The following is a 16,000-nucleotide window of genomic DNA, read 5'->3' on the forward strand; positions in this document are numbered from 1 at the left end:
CAACCGTCAAGATTTTCCTTGCCACTCGGCACCGAAGAGCACCTCGACCCGGTAGCCTCGGTCCCCATGACGACTGCCACGGCTCGTCGTACGCCTGCCGACAAGCACGACGAGCGCCGCCGCGCACTGGCCGACTCCGCCCTGCGGACCCTCGGGGAGCTCGGCTACGCCCGCGCTAGCCTGCGCGAGATCGCGAACAACTCGGAGTTCTCGCACGGCGTCGTCCACTACTACTTCCAGGACAAGCTCGACCTGATCGTCTACTGCGTGCGGCAGTACAAGGCCACCTGCGTGCACCGGTACGACGGCGTGGTCGCCGAGGCGTCGACACCCGTCGGCCTGGTCGAGGCCTTCGCCGACAAGCTCGTCGAGACGATCGTCGACGAGGCCCCGATGCACCGGCTCTGGTACGACCTGCGCTCCCAGAGCATGTTCGAGGAGAGCCTGCGCGAGGCGGTGCTGCAGATCGACCAGACGCTGGAGGACATGATCTGGCGGGTGATCAGCACCTACGCCGGGCTCGCCGGCAAGGAGCCCGCGATGACGCCGCACGTCGCCTACGGCCTGCTCGACGGGCTCTTCCAGCAGGCGCTGCTCGGCCACCTGTGCAGGCGCGAGGGCGTGCTCGACGACCTGCGCGCGCAGGTCGTCGAGCTGATGCCGGTGCTGCTGGCGCCCTGACCCGCCGGCGGGTCGCCGGATTGCCTGCCCGGTCAGTCGCCGGGCGGGGCGGTGACGCCGGCGCAGAAGGTGTCGACGGCGTTGACCAGCTGGTCCAGTCCGGGCTGCTCGAGCGGGTAGTGGCCGGCGTTCTCCAGCAGCACCGTGCTGACCGGCACTCGACCGAGCTCGTCGAGGAACGGGCGGCTGAGGTGCAGCGGCGTCCAGCGGTCGGCGGCGGGCTGGGTCAGCAGCACGGGGCAGACGTCGAAGTCCGCAGGCTCGACCGCAGGCGCGTAGCGCAGGTAGGACCGCAGGAACGCCAGGGTCACCCGGTTGCCGGCCGACGTCGGGTCCCGGTAGCAGGCACGTGCCGCCGCCTTGTCGTTGACCAGGGCATGCATCTTGCTGACCAGCCGCATCGGCACCCGAAGCCGGCGCAGGGGCGAGCCGCCCGCGGCCACGACGACCGGGGTGCCGAGCCTCCCGGCCAGACGCGTCACCGCGGTCTCCGTGGCCACCTGTCGACTGCGCTGGTCGAGGAAGGTCATACCGACGACCCCGCGGACCCGGCGGTTGACCGCGGCCACGTGGTAGGCCTGCATGCCTCCGGCCGACAGCCCGTAGAGCACGATCGGCCGGTCGTCGCGGGCCAGCTCGACGTCGACCAGGTCGGCCGCGATCCGCACCCAGTCGTCGTAGGTCACGAGCGCGCCGGGCGCGACCTCGGTGAGTCCGTAGGCCGGCATGTCCGCGGCGATCGTCTCGTAGCCGCGCTCGGCCAGGGGCCTGCCGAGGATGGTCGTCATCTGGCGGCCGTTGGTTCCGACGCCGTGGAGCAGGATCACCTTCACCGGCGCCGCCGGATCCCGGTAGGTGTCGAGGTGGATCGAGTGGCCCTCGTGCTCCCACCACTCCTCGGCCGGCTCCTGGCCGGGGCCGATCCGGAACTCGGGGGGCAGGAAGGCCTGGATGGCGCGCCAGTGCGGCTGGTCGGCGTAGGTCCGGTGCATGGGCCGGATCTTTACATGCGACGTCGTGTCGCACCAGGGTGTCAGCGGTCCCGGCTGAGCCCCGCCTCCTCGCCGAGGGCGGTCAGCTTGGCCGGGTTCCGCATGACCAGGATGCGGTTGATCCGGCCGTCCTCGATCTCCAGGCTCACGGCGGTGAGCTCGCCGCGGGCGTCGATCCGCGCGCCCAGGCTGCCGTTGATCCAGATCGGCTCGACGACGCCGTCCGGCGCGAAGACCGCGAAGTTCGCCAGCAGCCGCGCGACCGGCTCGGCGCCGTGCAGCGGCTTGCGGATCGCCTGGGCGACACCGCCGTGGTCGGCCAGCAGCACGACGTCGGGGGCGAGCGCGTCGAGGAGTCCCTGGAGGTCACCGCCCCGCACCGCCAAGAGGAAGCGCTCGACCACGACCTGCTGCTCGGACCGGTCCACGTCGGCCCGCGGGCGTCGGGCGGCCACGTGGTTGCGGGCTCTGGTCGCGATCTGGCGCACCGCGGCCGGTGTCTTGTCGACGGCCGCCGCGATCTCGTCGTACGGCACGTCGAAAACCGCGCGCAGCACGAACACCGCGCGCTCGGTGGGACCGAGGGTCTCCAGCACGGTCAGCATCGCCATCGAGACGCTCTCGGCGAGCTCGACGTCCTCGGCGACGTCGGGCGCGGTCAGCAGCGGCTCGGGCAGCCACTCGCCGACGTAGTCCTCTCGGCGCCGGGCCAGGCTGCGCAGCCGGTTGAGGGCCTGCCGGGTGACGATGCGGACGAGGTACGCGCGGGGGTCGCGCACCTCGGCGGTGTCGACCCCGGCCCACCGCAGCCACGTCTCCTGGACGACGTCCTCCGCGTCGGCCGCCGAGCCGAGCATCTCGTAGGCGACGGTGAAGAGCAGGTTGCGGTGGGCGACGAAGGGGTCGGCTCCGCTCATGCCGACGAGCCTACGGCGGCCGAGGGACCGGGCTGTGCCAGCGGCTTCATGCCGCAGGCCGCGGCGAAGCCCTCGGACTCGATCCCGAGCGCCGTGTTGCCGCGGGTGGTCAGGTTGGCGAAGCCGATCACGCTGGTCAGCTCGAGCAGGCCCGCCGGGCCGAGCGCGGCGAGCAGCGGCGCGACCATCTCGTCGGTGACCGTCGGCGGCGTGTGGGTCGCCGCCTCGGCGTACTCCAGCACCTGGCGCTCGAGGTCGGAGAACACCTCCGAGTCGCGCCAGCGCGGGACCTCGCGCGCCTTGTCGAGGTCGAGGCCCTTGTCCTTGGCCGCGAAGTAGTTGAAGTCCAGGCACCACGAGCAGCCGACGAGCGACGCCACCGCCATGTGCGCGTAGGTCTTCAGGGTCTCGTCGCAGGCATCCCACTTCTGCAGCTTCTGGCCGTAGGCCATGCTCGCCTTGAGGGCCGGCAGGTGGTGCCACATCACGCCGAGGGACTCGGGCACGCGGCCGAACATCCGGCCGGCGAACTTCTTGACCAGGGCGCCGTAGAGCCCGGTGATCGGCGCCGCCGGGATGCGGGCGGCGTGGGGGGTGGTGGTCATGTCGTCCTCCTGGTTCGGGTGGGTTCGGCATGAAGACACCGGCCGCGGGCCGGATGTGACACCCTGCCGAGCGCTGGGGCGCGCACGGGCGAGGACTCCGGCCCTAGCATCACCGGGGTGGCTGCTATCGCGACCCAGCGAAGGTCGACCGCCCGGGTACTCCGGGTTCTGATGTTCTTGGCGACGAAGGCCGAGCCGGTCCCCGCGGCGGCGCTCGTGGCGGAGTGTGACATCCCCAAGCAGACGCTCTACCCGATGCTGAGAGACATGGCGGAGGCCGGGTTCGTCGTCTACTTCCCCGAGGAACGGCGCTGGGGACTGGGCGTCAGCGCATTCGAGATCGGGTCGGCCTACCTCCGCTCCGACCCACTGCAGCGCCTGGGCGGTCCGGTGCTCGACCTGATGGCTCGGCGGCTGAAGGTCACGTCGCACCTGGCTACGCTGCACGGCAACGAGGCGCTCTACATCGTCAAGCACGTGCCTGACACGCACGCGCACCACCTCATCACCGAGGTGGGTGTGCGCCTGCCGGCCCACCTGACCGCGGTCGGTCGGGCGATGCTCTCGAGTCTGCCCGCGCACCAGGTCCGTGCGCTCTATCCGTCGGACGATGCCTTCGTCCGGCGCACCGACCACGCGATCGCCAGCCTGTCGCAGCTCCGTGCCGTGTTGCGGACCGACCGGGCCCGCGGCTACAGCGTCGAGAGCGACTTTACGAGCGCTGGCATCACCTGCATCGCGTCGGCCATCCACGACCGCGACGGTCGGCCGGTCGCTGCCGCGGGGATCAGCTTCGAGACGGCGTGCCACGACCCGGAGAGCTGGCCCGACCTGGCCATCCGGGTGCAGAAGGCCGCCGCCGCGGTCACCGCGCGCATCCACGGCCGCCGACATGTTGGGTCTCACATATAGGACCGAGGTTCTGATTCGCCCGATGCGCCCAGGGTGGGATCGGCGGTCAGATGGTGAGCAGAGGGGCCTGCAGGTGGCCCACCGGCCCAGGCGCGGGCAATGCCGTGCCCGGTCGTAGACAAGGAGTCGCCATGGCGCAGGCAATAGACGCGCAGGGAATGCTGGGGATCGAGCGTCGCGCGATCGATCACATCCCGGAGGAGGAGAGACATGGCTCGGCGCGGAGCCAGTTCACGCTGTGGTTCGGGACCAACATCCAGATCACGGCCCTCGTGGACGGCGCCCTCGCCGTCGTGTTCGGCGCGGACGCGCTCTGGGCGATCATCGGGCTGCTGCTCGGCAACGTGCTCGGCGGGATCGTGATGGCACTGCACTCGGCGCAGGGCCCCGGCCTCGGGTTGCCCCAGATGATCTCGAGCCGCGCCCAGTTTGGCGTCTACGGCGCCGTGTTGCCGCTCGTCCTGGTCATCTTGATGTACGTCGGGTTCGCGGCGACCGGCACCGTCCTCGCCGGTCAGGCGACCAGTCTGATGCTCGGCCTCGACTCCCCGAACCCCGGGATCGTGATCTTCGGCGCGCTCACCGCGGTGGTCGCGATCATGGGCTACCGGCTGATCCACGTCGTCGGGCGCATCTCCACCGTCGTCGGTGGGGTGGGCTTCGTCTACCTGTTCGTCCGCCTGCTCTCCACGCATGACCTGGGCGGGGTGTTCGACTCTCACGCCTTCGACATCACCACATTCCTGCTTGCCGTCTCGCTCAGCGCGGGCTGGCAGCTGACCTTCGGTCCGTACGTCGCCGACTACTCTCGCTATCTGCCGTCGACCACCCCGCGCCGTGCCGTCTTCGGTGCCACCTTCCTGGGCAGTGTGCTCGGGGCGCAGGTCGCGATGACTCTCGGCGTGCTCATCGCCGCCGTCGCCGGTGGCGAGTTCCTGGCCAACCAGGTCCGCTACCTCGGCGACCTGGCGGGCCCCACGGCAATCGCGGGCGTGATCTACGGCGTGATCATGCTGGGCAAACTCACCGCGAACACGCTCAACGCCTACGGCGGCTTCATGTGCGGCCTGACGATCGTCAGCGCGTTCACCGGCACCGGGGAGGTCAGCCGACGGGTCCGGATCGCGGTGATCACCGCGCTGATGACGGCTGCCGTGGTGGTCGCGCTGGCGGCCAGCCCCGACTTCCTCAGCAATTTCAAGAACTTCGTACTGCTGATCCTGATGGTGTTCACGCCCTGGAGCGCGATCAACCTGGCAGACTATTACCTGGTCTCCAAGGAGCGCTTCGACATCCCGGCGCTCTACGACCCAGACGGCCGCTACCGTCGCTGGAACGGACCTGCGCTCACGTCGTACGCCATCGGCGTGGTCGCCCAGATCCCGTTCCTGGCCCAGACCCTCTATACCGGCCCTGCCGCCGAGGCGCTCGACGGCACCGACATCTCGTGGATCGTCGGACTCGTCGTCACGACCGTCGTCTACCTCCCATGGGCGCTGCGGACGCGCCCGCCCACTGCCGTCGCCGATCGACAGGAGATCTCCGCATGACCTGGTCCGCAGCCCATCTCGCCGCCGTCCACGAGCGGGTCGTCACCAGGAGCCTCCGATGGCGCCACTTCTCCTGGTACTGGGGGGACGCCATCGCCATCGACGGCCTGCTGGCGGCCCAGCCCGACGTCGCCGGGACCGCCCGCGAGGCCGTGGTCGGTCAACTCGACGTGTGGGCCCGCACGGCGCCCGACGACTACGACGACGTGCTGGCCCCCGGCCTCGCCGCCGTGACACTCGCCCGCACCGGCGAACTCGACGCGCATGCCGCCGACCGCTTCTTCGCAAGCTTGGACCGGGTTCCGGTCCTCGCCTGCGGTCTGCCGTCCCTGGAGCCCCAGCGGATCGCGTTCCGGTTCGGCTTCTGCGTCGACGCGCTCTACCACCTGCCTTCGGCCTACGCGGCTCTCGGCGTCTGGCGAGGCGACCAGGACCGGGTGGCGGCGGGTGTCGACATCGCACTGCGCGGGGTCGAGGTGCTCACGTGCCCGACAGGTTGGGGGCAGTGGTACGACGACACCATCGAGCGCAACAACCAGATCGCCTGGTCGCGTGGAGTCGGCTGGGCCGTACTCGGGCTGGTCGACCTGCTCGCCGAGCTCGACGGCTCCCCGGCGGCCACCCGGCATCGCGCCCAGCTAGAGGACCTCACGGCCACGATGCTCGATCGGCTGGCCGGCACCCAGGAGCCGGACGGCAACTGGGCGGCCGTGCTCGACGACGAACTCGCCCCGTCGGAGACCTCGACCGCCGCGTTCTACGTCGCCGCCGCCCGCCACCCGCGGGTCGCCTCCATCTCCACGCCGCCGGCGTCCGTGCTCGCCGCCGCCGAGGCCGCTGTGGTCGCCGCCGTCGGCCCGGACGGGATCGTCACCGGCGCGAGTGCCGACATCCTGCCGGCCTTCGCTATCGACGGGTACCGGAACTTCGCCTGTGAACCCTCACCCTGGGCCCAGGGCGCCGTACTGCGAGCACTTGCGGTGATGCGCGACGCGAGGGGAGCGGCCGGGTGAGGGTCGAGCCGCGACCGTGGCTGCGCGACCTCCGGACCTACCAGCCCGGGAGCCACACGGCTCGCGAGGAGGGCCTACTCGCGTCCAACGAGGCGTCCTACACCGTGCCGCCGACGGTCGCCGAGGATGTCCTGGCCGTCGTGGCGCACCTCAACCGCTATCCCGACCCGCTGGCCGACGAGCTGCGGCAGGAGATCGCCCGCGTCCATGGCGTCGAACCCGAGCAGGTCCTGGTGGGCAACGGCTCGGACGAGCTGATCTTTCTGCTCACTTGGGCGTTCGCCGCGGGGGGCGGATCGATCGTCTGCGCCGATCCGGCGTACCAGCTCGACGTCCTCGCCGCCCGCGCCGCGGGAGCGGAGGTCACCCAGGTGCCGCTCGTCGACTGGCGCCACGACCTGGTGGCGATGGCCCGGGTCGAGGCGAATGTCGCCTATGTCATCAACCCGCACAACCCGACCGGGACGGCGCGGGAGCTGAACGACATCCGCACGTTCGCGCGGTCCAGCCGCGCCGACCTGGTGGTCGTGGACGAGGCGTACATCGACTTCGCGGATGTCGACTCCGCGCTGCCGCTCGCGGCGGCCGGTGAGGTGCTGGTGCTGCGTACGCTGTCCAAGCTCTACGCTCTCGCCGGGGCGCGGGTGGGCTATCTGGTGGGCCCGCCGGAGGTGCTCGACGTGCTGCGCGCGATCCGCGCGCCGTTCTCCGTCAACTCTCTCGCCCAGGCCGCGGCGCTCGCGGCGATCCGGTCCACCGAGCACTACCGCTGGGCTCGGGCGGAGGTGGTCGAGAACCGCGCCCGGCTGAACCGCCTGCTCGCCGCACAGGGCATGAACGCCGTCCCGTCGCAGGCCAACTTCGTTCTCGTCCCGGGTGTGGACGAGGCGCTGTTCGTCGCCTGCGCCGCCGAGGTCGGCGTCGCCGTACGTCCCGGCCGCAGCCTCGGCATCCCCGGGGCCGTGCGGATCACCGTTCCCGGCGCCGGTGGGCTGGAGTTGCTGGGACACGCGTTGGCGCGGTACTGCGCCGCAGCCGCCTGAGATCACCTCACTGCCGCTCGAGCAGCTCCTCCAGGGCGGCGACCTCGGCGGCGTGGACCTCGGCGATCGTGTCCGCGAGGGCCACCGCTTCGGCGAACCTGCCGTCCTACCGCTGGGTCTCGGCGAGCGTGATCGCGCCCTCGTGGTGCTCGATCATCATCGTCAGCCAGAGACCGGGAAGTCGGTGTCGGCCGGTTCCTCGAGCACGGCCATCCGCGCGGCCGACATCATCCCCGGCAGCTCGTCGCCCGGTACGTCGTCCGTCTCGCCCGCCGAGGGCCGTCCGGCGGGCTCGTCGTCCCCACAGGCGGCGAGACCGAGGGCGATCGTGGCCACCACCGCGGCGACGCGGTGCCGGTCAGGTCGCGTAGCCCAGGCCGAGCTCCGCCATCGCCTGCTCCAGCCGGTCGAGCGCGATCGGCCCGACGCCGTGCAGAGCGGCGAGGTCGGCGCGCCGCCAGCCGCTGACGGTCTCGAGCGTGTGCACGTCGACCGCCCGCAGCGCGCGGGTCGCGGGGGCGCCGATGGTGCGCGGCAGCGGCGTCCCGGTCCGCCGGGGGGCCCGCTCGCGCGGCCCGTCCTCGTGGTCGAGGACGGCCTCGCCGCGCGGGGAGAGCCGGTACCCGATCGCCAGCGACTCGGTCAGCCCGCGCTCCTTGAGCTTGCGCACGTCCTTCTTGAAGTCGAGCGTCTCGCGGCCCAGCTCGGCTGCCAGGTCGGGCGCCCGGACCTCCGGGTTGCGGTCGATGATGCGCAGCGTGGCGCGGGTCCACGCGCCGACCGCGGAGGCTGCGTCCAGTCGGTCGAGCCCGGCGAGGATGCCCGGGATCTCCGCGGCGTCGGGGACGGCGGCGCGCAGCGCCTCGCGGGGGTCGGCGCCGCCGTAGCGCAGGCCGACCCGGAACACCGGACGGTCCGCCCGCGCCGACAGGGCCTTCTTGAGCGCGGCCAGGGATGCGGCGCCCGCCCGGCGGGCGTCGTCGGCGCGCAGCGCGGACAGCCCGACCTCCTCGACGCTGGTCACCTCGACCACGCCGACCGCGGTGCGCAGCCGGCTGCCGACCTTCACCCGGGGACGGTCCCAGCGGCGGAAGGCGAGGTCGACGGTGCCGTCGCGGACGCCCTCGAGCTCGACCGGTCGCATCATCACGGGCCCGAGCATAGTGGCCGTCGTACCCGGCGAACGGGTCGTGAAATCGCCGATCCGACGACCCGTTCGCCGGGTACGACGACGCGACCCTAGGCCTGCGAGAGCGAGAGCTTGACCGCGAACCCGAGGAAGACCGCGCCGACCGCCGAGGTCGCCCCCGCGGAGAGGGCCTTGCGGCGCCGGAACGCCGCCGCGAGACGGGTCCCGAAGAAGATCAGCGCGCTCAGGTAGGCCACGCTGGCGAGCTGCGCGAAGGTGCCGAGCACGAGGAAGGACACCGCCGGGTGGGCGTAGGCCGGGTCGACGAACTGCACGAAGAAGGCGACGAAGAACAAGATCGCCTTCGGGTTGAGCAGGCTGACCACCAGCGCCCGGCGGTAGGGCCGTTCGCCCCGGCCGGTCGCTCCCGCCGGGGTGGCCGCGTCGGCCGCGTCGGCGGCCACCTCCGCGACGGTGCGCCGCGAGCGCCACATCGCGAACGCGGCCCGCAGCATGGTGAAGGCCAGCCAGCCGAGATAGGTCGCGCCCGCGAACTTCACGATCCCGAACGCGACGTCGTTGGTCTTGAGCAGCGAGGCGACGCCGGCCGCGGACAGCGTCATGAGCGCCGCGTCGCCCGTCCAGACGCCCGCTGCGGCGGCGTAGGCGTCCCGGGCCCCGCGCCGGGCCGCGACGGAGAGGACGTACAGCGAGTTGGGGCCGGGCAGCAGGATGATCAGCACGAGACCGACGAGGTACGTCGACAGGTCGGTGATGCCCAGCACGGACCGGATTCTCCCACGCGCCGTCCCGCCGTCGCGATTCCTTTCGGCCCCTGCGATGAGTCCGCGCCGGCGTGCCGGTCAGCACCGGCATGGGCATCGTGACCGCGGACATCGCCATCACCCTCGACGGCTTCGGAGCGGCGGCCGACCAGTCGCTGGAGCACCCGTTCGGGTCGCTGGACGAGAGCCGGCTGCACGCCTGGATGTTCGAGCACGGCGACGACAACGCGGCCGAGGTGGCGGCGATCGTCGACGCCGGCGCGTTCGTCATGGGCCGCAACATGTTCGACCCGGGCCGCGGTGCGCCGGATCTCACCTGGCGCGGCTGGTGGGGCGAGGACCCGCCGTACCACGCGCCGGTCTTCGTGCTCACCCATCACGAGCGTCCGGCGCTGCCGATGGAGGGCGGCACGACGTTCCACTTCGTCACCGACGGCCTCGACGCCGCACTCTCCCGGGCCCGCGAGGCAGCCGGCGAGCGCCATGTCGCGATCGCCGGTGGCGCGTCCACGATCAACGCCTGCCTCGCGGCGGGCGTGCTCGACGAGCTGCGGCTCCACGTCACGCCGTACGTCGCCGGGCTGGCCGCCGGCTCCCGGATGTTCGACGGCGTCGGTCCGCTGGGGCTGGTGCCGGTCGCGACCCGGCAGACGCCGCACGTCACCCACCTGACCTACCGGCGGGCCTAGGTGTGATCTCGCGGGTCAGTCGAGGGCGACCACGGCGAGGGGGAGGTCGCCGACCCGCTGCTCCGGTGGCAGGGTGTCGAACGAGACGCCCTCGAGCAGGTCGCCGCACAGGTGGCGGCCGCTGTTGCTGGACAGGATCCGGCCGAAGTCGTTGACCACCCCGATCCGGGGCCCGGCGGCGCGCAGCGCCGGAAGCAGCGCCTGCTCGGCGTTCTTGACCGCGATGTCGGCGCCGCCGACGCCGCAGAACCGGTCGCCGACGACGACGGGCACGGTGAAGGTGAGGGTGTACTCCTCGGTGCACAGGTAGTCGACGTAGGGCCCAGTGACATGACGGTGCCCGGTGTCGCGCGGTACGACGAACCACGGCAGGTGCTCGTAGTCGTAGAACCCGATGGCCTGCGGCTCGGAGTGGGTGACCAGGCGCTGGGGGCGGCCGTCGGGGTCGCGCGCGAACCACTCCAGCCACCACTCGGCGTCCTGCAGGATCTCGGGCGCGGCGACGAAGCCGGCCCCCTGCACGGGCTGCCGGCCGTCGCCGAGGACGGGGAGGACGAGCGGCTCGACCGGTGCGAGGTCGGCGCGGCGCGGGGTCGTGCGCCCGGCGAGGGCGCGGGCCACGGACTCGGCGATCCGGTCGGCCAGGCCGAAGGCGTGGTCGGCGAGCTCGGTCACGGCGGCGTGCACGGGAGCGATGTCGGTGGGGGAGAGCCGGAGCCTGTTCTTCGAGTTCATCGGTGGACCTCGCTGAGCTGGTAGTCGATGAGACGGGCGGTGGAGTCGGCCACCCGCTGCTCGGCCGCTTCACGGGCGGCATGGGGATCGCGGTCGGCGATCGCGGCGACGACGGCCCGGCAGCTGCGGACCATCTGGGCGTGGCTGTCGTCGTCGCCGAAGGCGAGCCACAGCAGGGTCCCGAACTCGGCCTGGAGGCCGACCTCCTCGTGGTAGAGCCGGGGGGACTGGGCGGCCGCGGCCACCTCGATGTGGAACTGGGCGTCGGCCCGGCGGCGAGCGTCGGGCTTCTCGGCGTGCTCGAGCGCGTCGGCGACCCGCTGCAGTCGGTCGACGTCGTCGGGGCTGGACCGCCGGGCGGCGAGGGCCGCGCTGGCGCCGCAGATGGCGGCGTAGACGTCGCCGAGGTCGCGCAGCTCGCCCAGGCTGAACCCGTCGAGGCGGCGCCGGGCCAGGTGGCTGACGCCGTTCTCGGGCGTGCGCACGAAGCTGCCGCCGCCGCGCCCGCGGCGGGTCTCGATCAGCCCCTCGGAGCGCAGCACGGACAGCGCCTCGCGCACGGTGACGGTGGAGACGCCGAAGATCCCGGCGAGGTCGAGCTCGCCGGGCAGCTGTTCGGCGTCGGGCAGGAGGCCGAGCGCGATCGCGTCCGTGAGGCGTCGTACGACGAGCTCCGAACGGCTCAGCGACTCGAGCGGCGAGAACACCGCCGCGGATGCGCGTCCGTAGAACGGCACGGCCACCGTCTCTCCTCCTCCGGTCCCCGGCGACCCACGTGAGTCCCCTCCGGGGGCAATCTTGCCGGACGCTCTTGTGCTTTGAACTGTGAAGTCATATGTTAACGCCAATCTGAACGTGACGAAAGGCACATCCGATGTCTCTCTCGACCCGTGCTCCCGCCGAGACGGCTGCCGTCGACACCCCCGCGATCACGCTGCGCGGTCTCCGCAAGACCTTCGGCGACGTGGTCGCGGTCGACGCCGTCGACCTCGACATCGCCGACGGTGAGTTCTTCTCGATGCTCGGTCCCTCGGGCTCGGGCAAGACCACGGTGCTGCGGCTGATCGCCGGCTTCGAGCAGGCCACGGCCGGCACGGTCCGCCTCGGTGGCACCGACGTCACCCGCTCCGCGCCCTTCGAGCGCGACGTGCACACGGTCTTCCAGGACTACGCGCTGTTCCCGCACATGAGCGTTCTCGACAACGTCGCCTACGGCCTGCGCGTGCGTGGCCTCAAGAAGGCCGAGCGCCGTGATCGTGCCCAGCAGGCGCTGGAGACCGTGCGACTCGGTCACCTCGGTGCCCGTCGGCCGGCCCAGCTCTCCGGCGGCCAGCGGCAGCGCGTGGCGCTGGCCCGCGCCATCGTGCTCCAGCCGCGGGTGCTGCTCCTCGACGAGCCGCTCGGTGCCCTCGACCTCAAGCTGCGCGAGCAGATGCAGGTCGAGCTCAAGCAGCTCCAGCGCGAGCTCGGGATCACCTTCGTCTTCGTCACCCACGACCAGGAGGAGGCGCTCACCCTCAGCGACCGGATCGCGGTCTTCGACGCGGGGCGCATCCAGCAGCTCGGCACGCCCCGCGAGATCTACGAGAACCCCGCCTCGGCGTACGTCGCCGGGTTCGTCGGCACCACCAACCTCTTCGACGCCGCCACCTCCCAGCGGATCCTGGGCGTCGCGGGAGAGCACGCCGTCCGCCCCGAGCGGCTGCGCCTGTCGCCCGGCTCCGACACCGAGACTCCCCGCGCCGACGAGGTCCGCCTCGACGCGGTCGTGGTCGAGACGATCTACCTCGGCACCGGCAACCGCGTGCACCTGCGCACCTCCGAGGGCGTCGACCTGGTCGCGCTCGAGCAGTCCACCGGCTCGCTCGACACCCGCGAGCACCGCGGCGACGACGTCACCGTCCGGTTCGCCCGCGCCGACGTCGTGCCCCTCGCCAGCGGCTCCTGACCCCCACCCCACCGCTCCCACCCGATGCACCCATCGCACACCGAAAGAAGACGGAGAATCCGATGAAGAACACCCTCCGAAAGGGCCGTGTGGCCACGGCCTGCCTGACCCTGCTCTCGGTCTCCGTACTGAGCGCATGCGGCAGCGGCGACGACGACAAGAAGACCGAGGCCGTCGAGAAGGTCGGCAAGACCGAGGGCCAGGTCTCGATCCTCGCGTGGCCCGGCTACGTCGAGGACGGCAGCAACGACCCGGCCGTCGACTGGGTCTCCGCCTTCGAGAAGGACACCGGCTGCGAGGTGACGAGCAAGGTCTACGGCACCTCCGACGAGGCGCTCAACCTCGCCAAGTCCGGCGAGTACGACGTCATCGCCGCGTCCGGCGACCTGTCGCTGCGACTGATCGCCTCCGACGAGGCGCAGGCGATCAACACCGACCTGGTGCCCAACTACGCCAACGTCTACGACTTCCTCAAGGACACCGAGTGGAACTCGCTGGACGGCGAGAACTACGGCGTCCCGCACGGCTACGGCGCCAACCTGCTCATGTTCAACAAGAAGAACTTCGCCGAGGCGCCGACGTCCTGGGGCGCGGTCTTCGAGAAGGACCAGCTCGCGGCCAACAAGGGCAAGGTGACGGCGTACGACTCGCCGATCTACATCGCCGACGCCGCGCTCTACCTCATGAAGACCCAGCCCGACCTGGGCATCGAGAACCCCTACGCGCTCGACCAGGACCAGCTCGACGCGGCCGTGGCCCTGCTCAAGGAGCAGCGCCAGTACGTCGGCGAGTACTGGTCGGACTACCTCAAGGAGGTCCAGGCGTTCGAGACCGGCGACTCGGTCGTCGGCACCACCTGGCAGGTGATCAAGAACAGCATCGAGAACCCGGACGTCGACGTCACGCTGCCCACCGAGGGCGCCACGGCGTGGAACGACACCTGGATGCTGTCGTCGCAGGCCAAGAACCCGAACTGCGCGTACAAGTGGATGGACTACATCCTGTCCCCCGAGGCCAACGCGCAGGCGACCGAGTACTTCGGCGAGGCGCCCAACAGCCCCGAGGCCTGCGCGAAGACGACCGACCCGAAGCACTGCGAGACCTTCCACGCCGGTGACGAGGAGTACGCCAAGCAGCTCTGGTTCTGGCGTACGCCGATCGAGAAGTGCCTCGACGGCCGGACCGACGTGCAGTGCACCAACTACGCCCAGTGGACCGAGGCGTGGACGGAGATCAAGGGCTGATCATGTCCGTCACGTCCCAGGTTCCCGACGCCCGGAACGACCAGGCACCGGCCCCCGCGCTGCGGGGGCCGGTGGCCCGGCCGGGCTCCCGGCTGCTGCACCGGATGGTGTGGCTGCGCCTCTCCCTCCTGCTGTCCGCGCCGCTCGCCTGGATGCTGCTGGTCTACGTCGTCGCACTGGCGGCCCTGCTGATCACCTCGCTGTGGTCGGTCGACAGCCTCAGCAGCGAGATCGACCGCTCCTGGACACTGGACAACTTCCGCACGCTCGCCGAGAACGAGGTCTACCGCAACGTCGCGCTCCGTACCGTCGGCGTCGCCGTCGCGGTGACGGTGATCGACGTGGCGATCGCGCTGCCGATCGCCTTCTACATGGCCAAGGTCGCCACACCCCGGGCGCGCCGGATGCTGGTGGTCGCGGTGCTCACCCCACTGTGGGCCAGCTACCTGGTCAAGGTCTTCTCGTGGCGGGTGGTGCTCTCCGAGGGCGGCCTGGCCGAGTGGACCGGTCTCGGCTCGCCCGGCTACGGCCTCACCGCCGTGGTGATCACGCAGGCCTACATCTGGCTGCCGTACGTCATCCTGCCGATCTTCGCGGCGCTGGAGCGGGTCCCCGACTCGCTGCTCGAGGCGGCCGGTGACCTCGGCGCTCCCACCGGCATGGTGCTGCGCTCGATCGTGATGCCGCTGCTCGTCCCCGGCATCGTGGCCGGTGCGATCTTCAGCTTCTCGCTCACGATGGGCGACTACATCACGGTCAACATCGTCGGCGGAGCCAACCAGATGCTCGGCAACCTGATCTTCATCAACGCCGGCGCGGCCAACAACCTGCCGCTCGCGGCCGCGATCGCGATGATCCCGATCGCGGTGATGGTCGTGCTGCTGACCGCGATCCGCCGTACGGGCGCACTGGAGAACATGTGATGACCCTCAGTCCTCTGTCCCGCAAGGTCCTGGCCGGCCTCACCTTCGGCGTGCTCGCGCTGATCTACCTTCCCCTGCTCGTCGTGGTCGCCAACTCGGTGAATCCGAGTCAGTCGATGACCTGGCCGCCGCGGGGGGTCACCTTCGACTGGTGGGAGCGCGCGGCGCACAGCTCCGGCGTCCGCGAGGCCCTGGTGACCAGCCTGCAGGTCGCGGCGATCGCGACCCTGTTCGCGCTCGTCCTCGGCACCCTGCTGGCCCTGGCGCTGCAGCGGTACTCGTTCTTCGGGAAGAGCTCGGTCAACCTCCTGGTGATCCTGCCGATCGCGCTGCCGGGCGTCGTCACGGGCATCGCGCTGAACAACGGCTTCAAGGGGATCCTCGGCGTCGACCTGTCGATCTGGACGATCGTGATCGCCCACGCGACGTTCTGCATCGTCACCGTGTTCAACAACGTGCAGGCGCGGCTGCGCCGGCTGGGCACCAGCCTCGAAGAGGCCTCCTCAGACCTCGGCGCCGGCGTGCTCACGACGTTCCGGCTGGTCACGCTCCCGCAGCTGCGCTCGGCCCTTCTCGCCGGTGGCATGCTGGCCTTCGCACTGAGCTTCGACGAGATCATCGTGACCACGTTCACCGCCGGCAACGGCGCCAACACCCTGCCGATCTGGATCCTCAACAACATGTTCCGTCCCAACCAGGCGCCGGTCGTCAACGTCGTCGCCGTCGTGCTGATCGTGTTCTCGATCCTTCCCGTCTGGCTCGCGCAGCGACTGTCCTCGGACGTCGAGGCCGCCCGCTGACCCGCCCGCTGACCCACCCCCAGTCCCACCCCTG

Annotated in this window: 18 protein-coding genes; 10 read left to right on the top strand and 8 right to left on the bottom strand. The window is 71.1% G+C overall.

The genetic code is table 11. The features are described 5' to 3' along the window. The first annotated feature begins 66 nt into the window (after window positions 1-66). The gene (locus tag RB608_RS21065; RefSeq protein ID WP_308090023.1) at window positions 67-681 is read left to right on the top strand and encodes a TetR/AcrR family transcriptional regulator; all 615 of its coding nucleotides are present in this window, start codon (window positions 67-69) and stop codon (window positions 679-681) included. Between the two features lie 32 nt (window positions 682-713). Here RB608_RS21065 and RB608_RS21070 read toward each other — a convergent pair whose 3' ends face one another. From RB608_RS21070 to RB608_RS21080, 3 genes are read right to left on the bottom strand one after another with little or no spacing between them, the layout of a single operon-like run. Continuing rightward, window positions 714-1,673: an alpha/beta fold hydrolase gene (locus RB608_RS21070; RefSeq protein WP_308090024.1), complete on the bottom strand. Its 960-nt coding sequence runs from the start codon at window positions 1,671-1,673 to the stop codon at window positions 714-716. A 41-nt stretch (window positions 1,674-1,714) separates the two neighbouring features. Next, window positions 1,715-2,590, bottom strand: coding sequence for an RNA polymerase sigma-70 factor (locus tag RB608_RS21075; RefSeq protein WP_308090025.1), 876 nt, complete (start codon window positions 2,588-2,590; stop codon window positions 1,715-1,717). Beyond that, window positions 2,587-3,195 carry a carboxymuconolactone decarboxylase family protein gene (locus tag RB608_RS21080; protein ID WP_308090026.1) on the bottom strand — a complete coding sequence of 203 codons (609 nt, stop codon included), beginning with the start codon at window positions 3,193-3,195 and terminating at the stop codon, window positions 2,587-2,589. The genes RB608_RS21075 and RB608_RS21080 overlap by 4 nt, the downstream gene beginning before the upstream one ends. 117 nt (window positions 3,196-3,312) lie before the next feature. On the opposite strand from RB608_RS21080, the gene RB608_RS21085 reads away from it, so the two are divergent. The 4 genes from RB608_RS21085 (at window position 3,313) to RB608_RS21100 (ending at window position 7,713) form a co-directional block, all read left to right on the top strand. Next, window positions 3,313-4,107 (top strand): IclR family transcriptional regulator, encoded by a 795-nt coding sequence (locus RB608_RS21085; protein ID WP_308090027.1) that lies wholly within the window; start codon window positions 3,313-3,315, stop codon window positions 4,105-4,107. Window positions 4,108-4,238: 131 nt separating this feature from the next. Next, window positions 4,239-5,657, top strand: a complete 1,419-nt coding sequence (locus RB608_RS21090; protein ID WP_308090028.1) for a cytosine permease — start codon at window positions 4,239-4,241, stop codon at window positions 5,655-5,657. After that, the gene (locus tag RB608_RS21095; RefSeq protein ID WP_308090029.1) at window positions 5,654-6,670 is read left to right on the top strand and encodes a glycoside hydrolase family 88 protein; all 1,017 of its coding nucleotides are present in this window, start codon (window positions 5,654-5,656) and stop codon (window positions 6,668-6,670) included. Before RB608_RS21090 ends, RB608_RS21095 begins: the two co-directional genes overlap by 4 nt. Continuing rightward, window positions 6,667-7,713 (top strand): histidinol-phosphate transaminase, encoded by a 1,047-nt coding sequence (locus RB608_RS21100; protein ID WP_308090030.1) that lies wholly within the window; start codon window positions 6,667-6,669, stop codon window positions 7,711-7,713. The genes RB608_RS21095 and RB608_RS21100 overlap by 4 nt, the downstream gene beginning before the upstream one ends. A gap of 162 nt (window positions 7,714-7,875) precedes the next feature. Here the strand turns inward: RB608_RS21100 and RB608_RS21105 are convergent, their stop codons facing one another. The 3 genes from RB608_RS21105 to leuE form a co-directional block, all read right to left on the bottom strand. Beyond that, entirely contained in the window at window positions 7,876-8,052 is a 177-nt protein-coding gene (locus RB608_RS21105; RefSeq protein WP_308090031.1) for a hypothetical protein, read from the bottom strand. Window positions 8,053-8,071: 19 nt separating this feature from the next. Further along, complete coding sequence (locus RB608_RS21110) at window positions 8,072-8,863, bottom strand: hypothetical protein (RefSeq protein WP_308090032.1); 792 nt, start codon at window positions 8,861-8,863, stop codon at window positions 8,072-8,074. 89 nt (window positions 8,864-8,952) lie between these two features. Beyond that, window positions 8,953-9,627, bottom strand: coding sequence for a leucine efflux protein LeuE (gene leuE, locus RB608_RS21115; RefSeq protein ID WP_308090033.1), 675 nt, complete (start codon window positions 9,625-9,627; stop codon window positions 8,953-8,955). 71 nt (window positions 9,628-9,698) lie between these two features. Here leuE and RB608_RS21120 point away from each other — a divergent pair, with 71 nt between their 5' ends. Continuing rightward, entirely contained in the window at window positions 9,699-10,316 is a 618-nt protein-coding gene (locus tag RB608_RS21120; RefSeq protein WP_308090034.1) for a dihydrofolate reductase family protein, read from the top strand. 15 nt (window positions 10,317-10,331) lie between these two features. Here the strand turns inward: RB608_RS21120 and RB608_RS21125 are convergent, their stop codons facing one another. Further along, window positions 10,332-11,051 (bottom strand): cache domain-containing protein, encoded by a 720-nt coding sequence (locus tag RB608_RS21125; RefSeq protein ID WP_308090035.1) that lies wholly within the window; start codon window positions 11,049-11,051, stop codon window positions 10,332-10,334. Further along, window positions 11,048-11,794 carry an FCD domain-containing protein gene (locus tag RB608_RS21130; protein ID WP_257422587.1) on the bottom strand — a complete coding sequence of 249 codons (747 nt, stop codon included), beginning with the start codon at window positions 11,792-11,794 and terminating at the stop codon, window positions 11,048-11,050. Before RB608_RS21130 ends, RB608_RS21125 begins: the two co-directional genes overlap by 4 nt. A 131-nt stretch (window positions 11,795-11,925) precedes the next feature. Between RB608_RS21130 and RB608_RS21135 the strand changes: the two genes are divergently transcribed. The 4 genes from RB608_RS21135 to RB608_RS21150 all read left to right on the top strand — a co-directional run bounded on the left by RB608_RS21135 (window position 11,926) and on the right by RB608_RS21150 (window position 15,966). Continuing rightward, window positions 11,926-12,999, top strand: coding sequence for an ABC transporter ATP-binding protein (locus RB608_RS21135; protein WP_308090036.1), 1,074 nt, complete (start codon window positions 11,926-11,928; stop codon window positions 12,997-12,999). 62 nt (window positions 13,000-13,061) lie between these two features. After that, window positions 13,062-14,243 (top strand): extracellular solute-binding protein, encoded by a 1,182-nt coding sequence (locus RB608_RS21140; protein ID WP_308090037.1) that lies wholly within the window; start codon window positions 13,062-13,064, stop codon window positions 14,241-14,243. A 2-nt stretch (window positions 14,244-14,245) separates the two neighbouring features. Continuing rightward, complete coding sequence (locus tag RB608_RS21145; RefSeq protein WP_308090038.1) at window positions 14,246-15,166, top strand: ABC transporter permease; 921 nt, start codon at window positions 14,246-14,248, stop codon at window positions 15,164-15,166. Next, on the top strand, window positions 15,166-15,966 hold the full coding sequence (locus tag RB608_RS21150; protein WP_308090039.1) for an ABC transporter permease: 801 nt from the start codon (window positions 15,166-15,168) through the stop codon (window positions 15,964-15,966). Before RB608_RS21145 ends, RB608_RS21150 begins: the two co-directional genes overlap by 1 nt. Window positions 15,967-16,000 lie beyond the last annotated feature (34 nt).

It is taken from the genome of Nocardioides sp. LHD-245 (genome assembly GCF_030929495.1).
In the GTDB taxonomy this organism is placed as follows: domain Bacteria; phylum Actinomycetota; class Actinomycetes; order Propionibacteriales; family Nocardioidaceae; genus Nocardioides.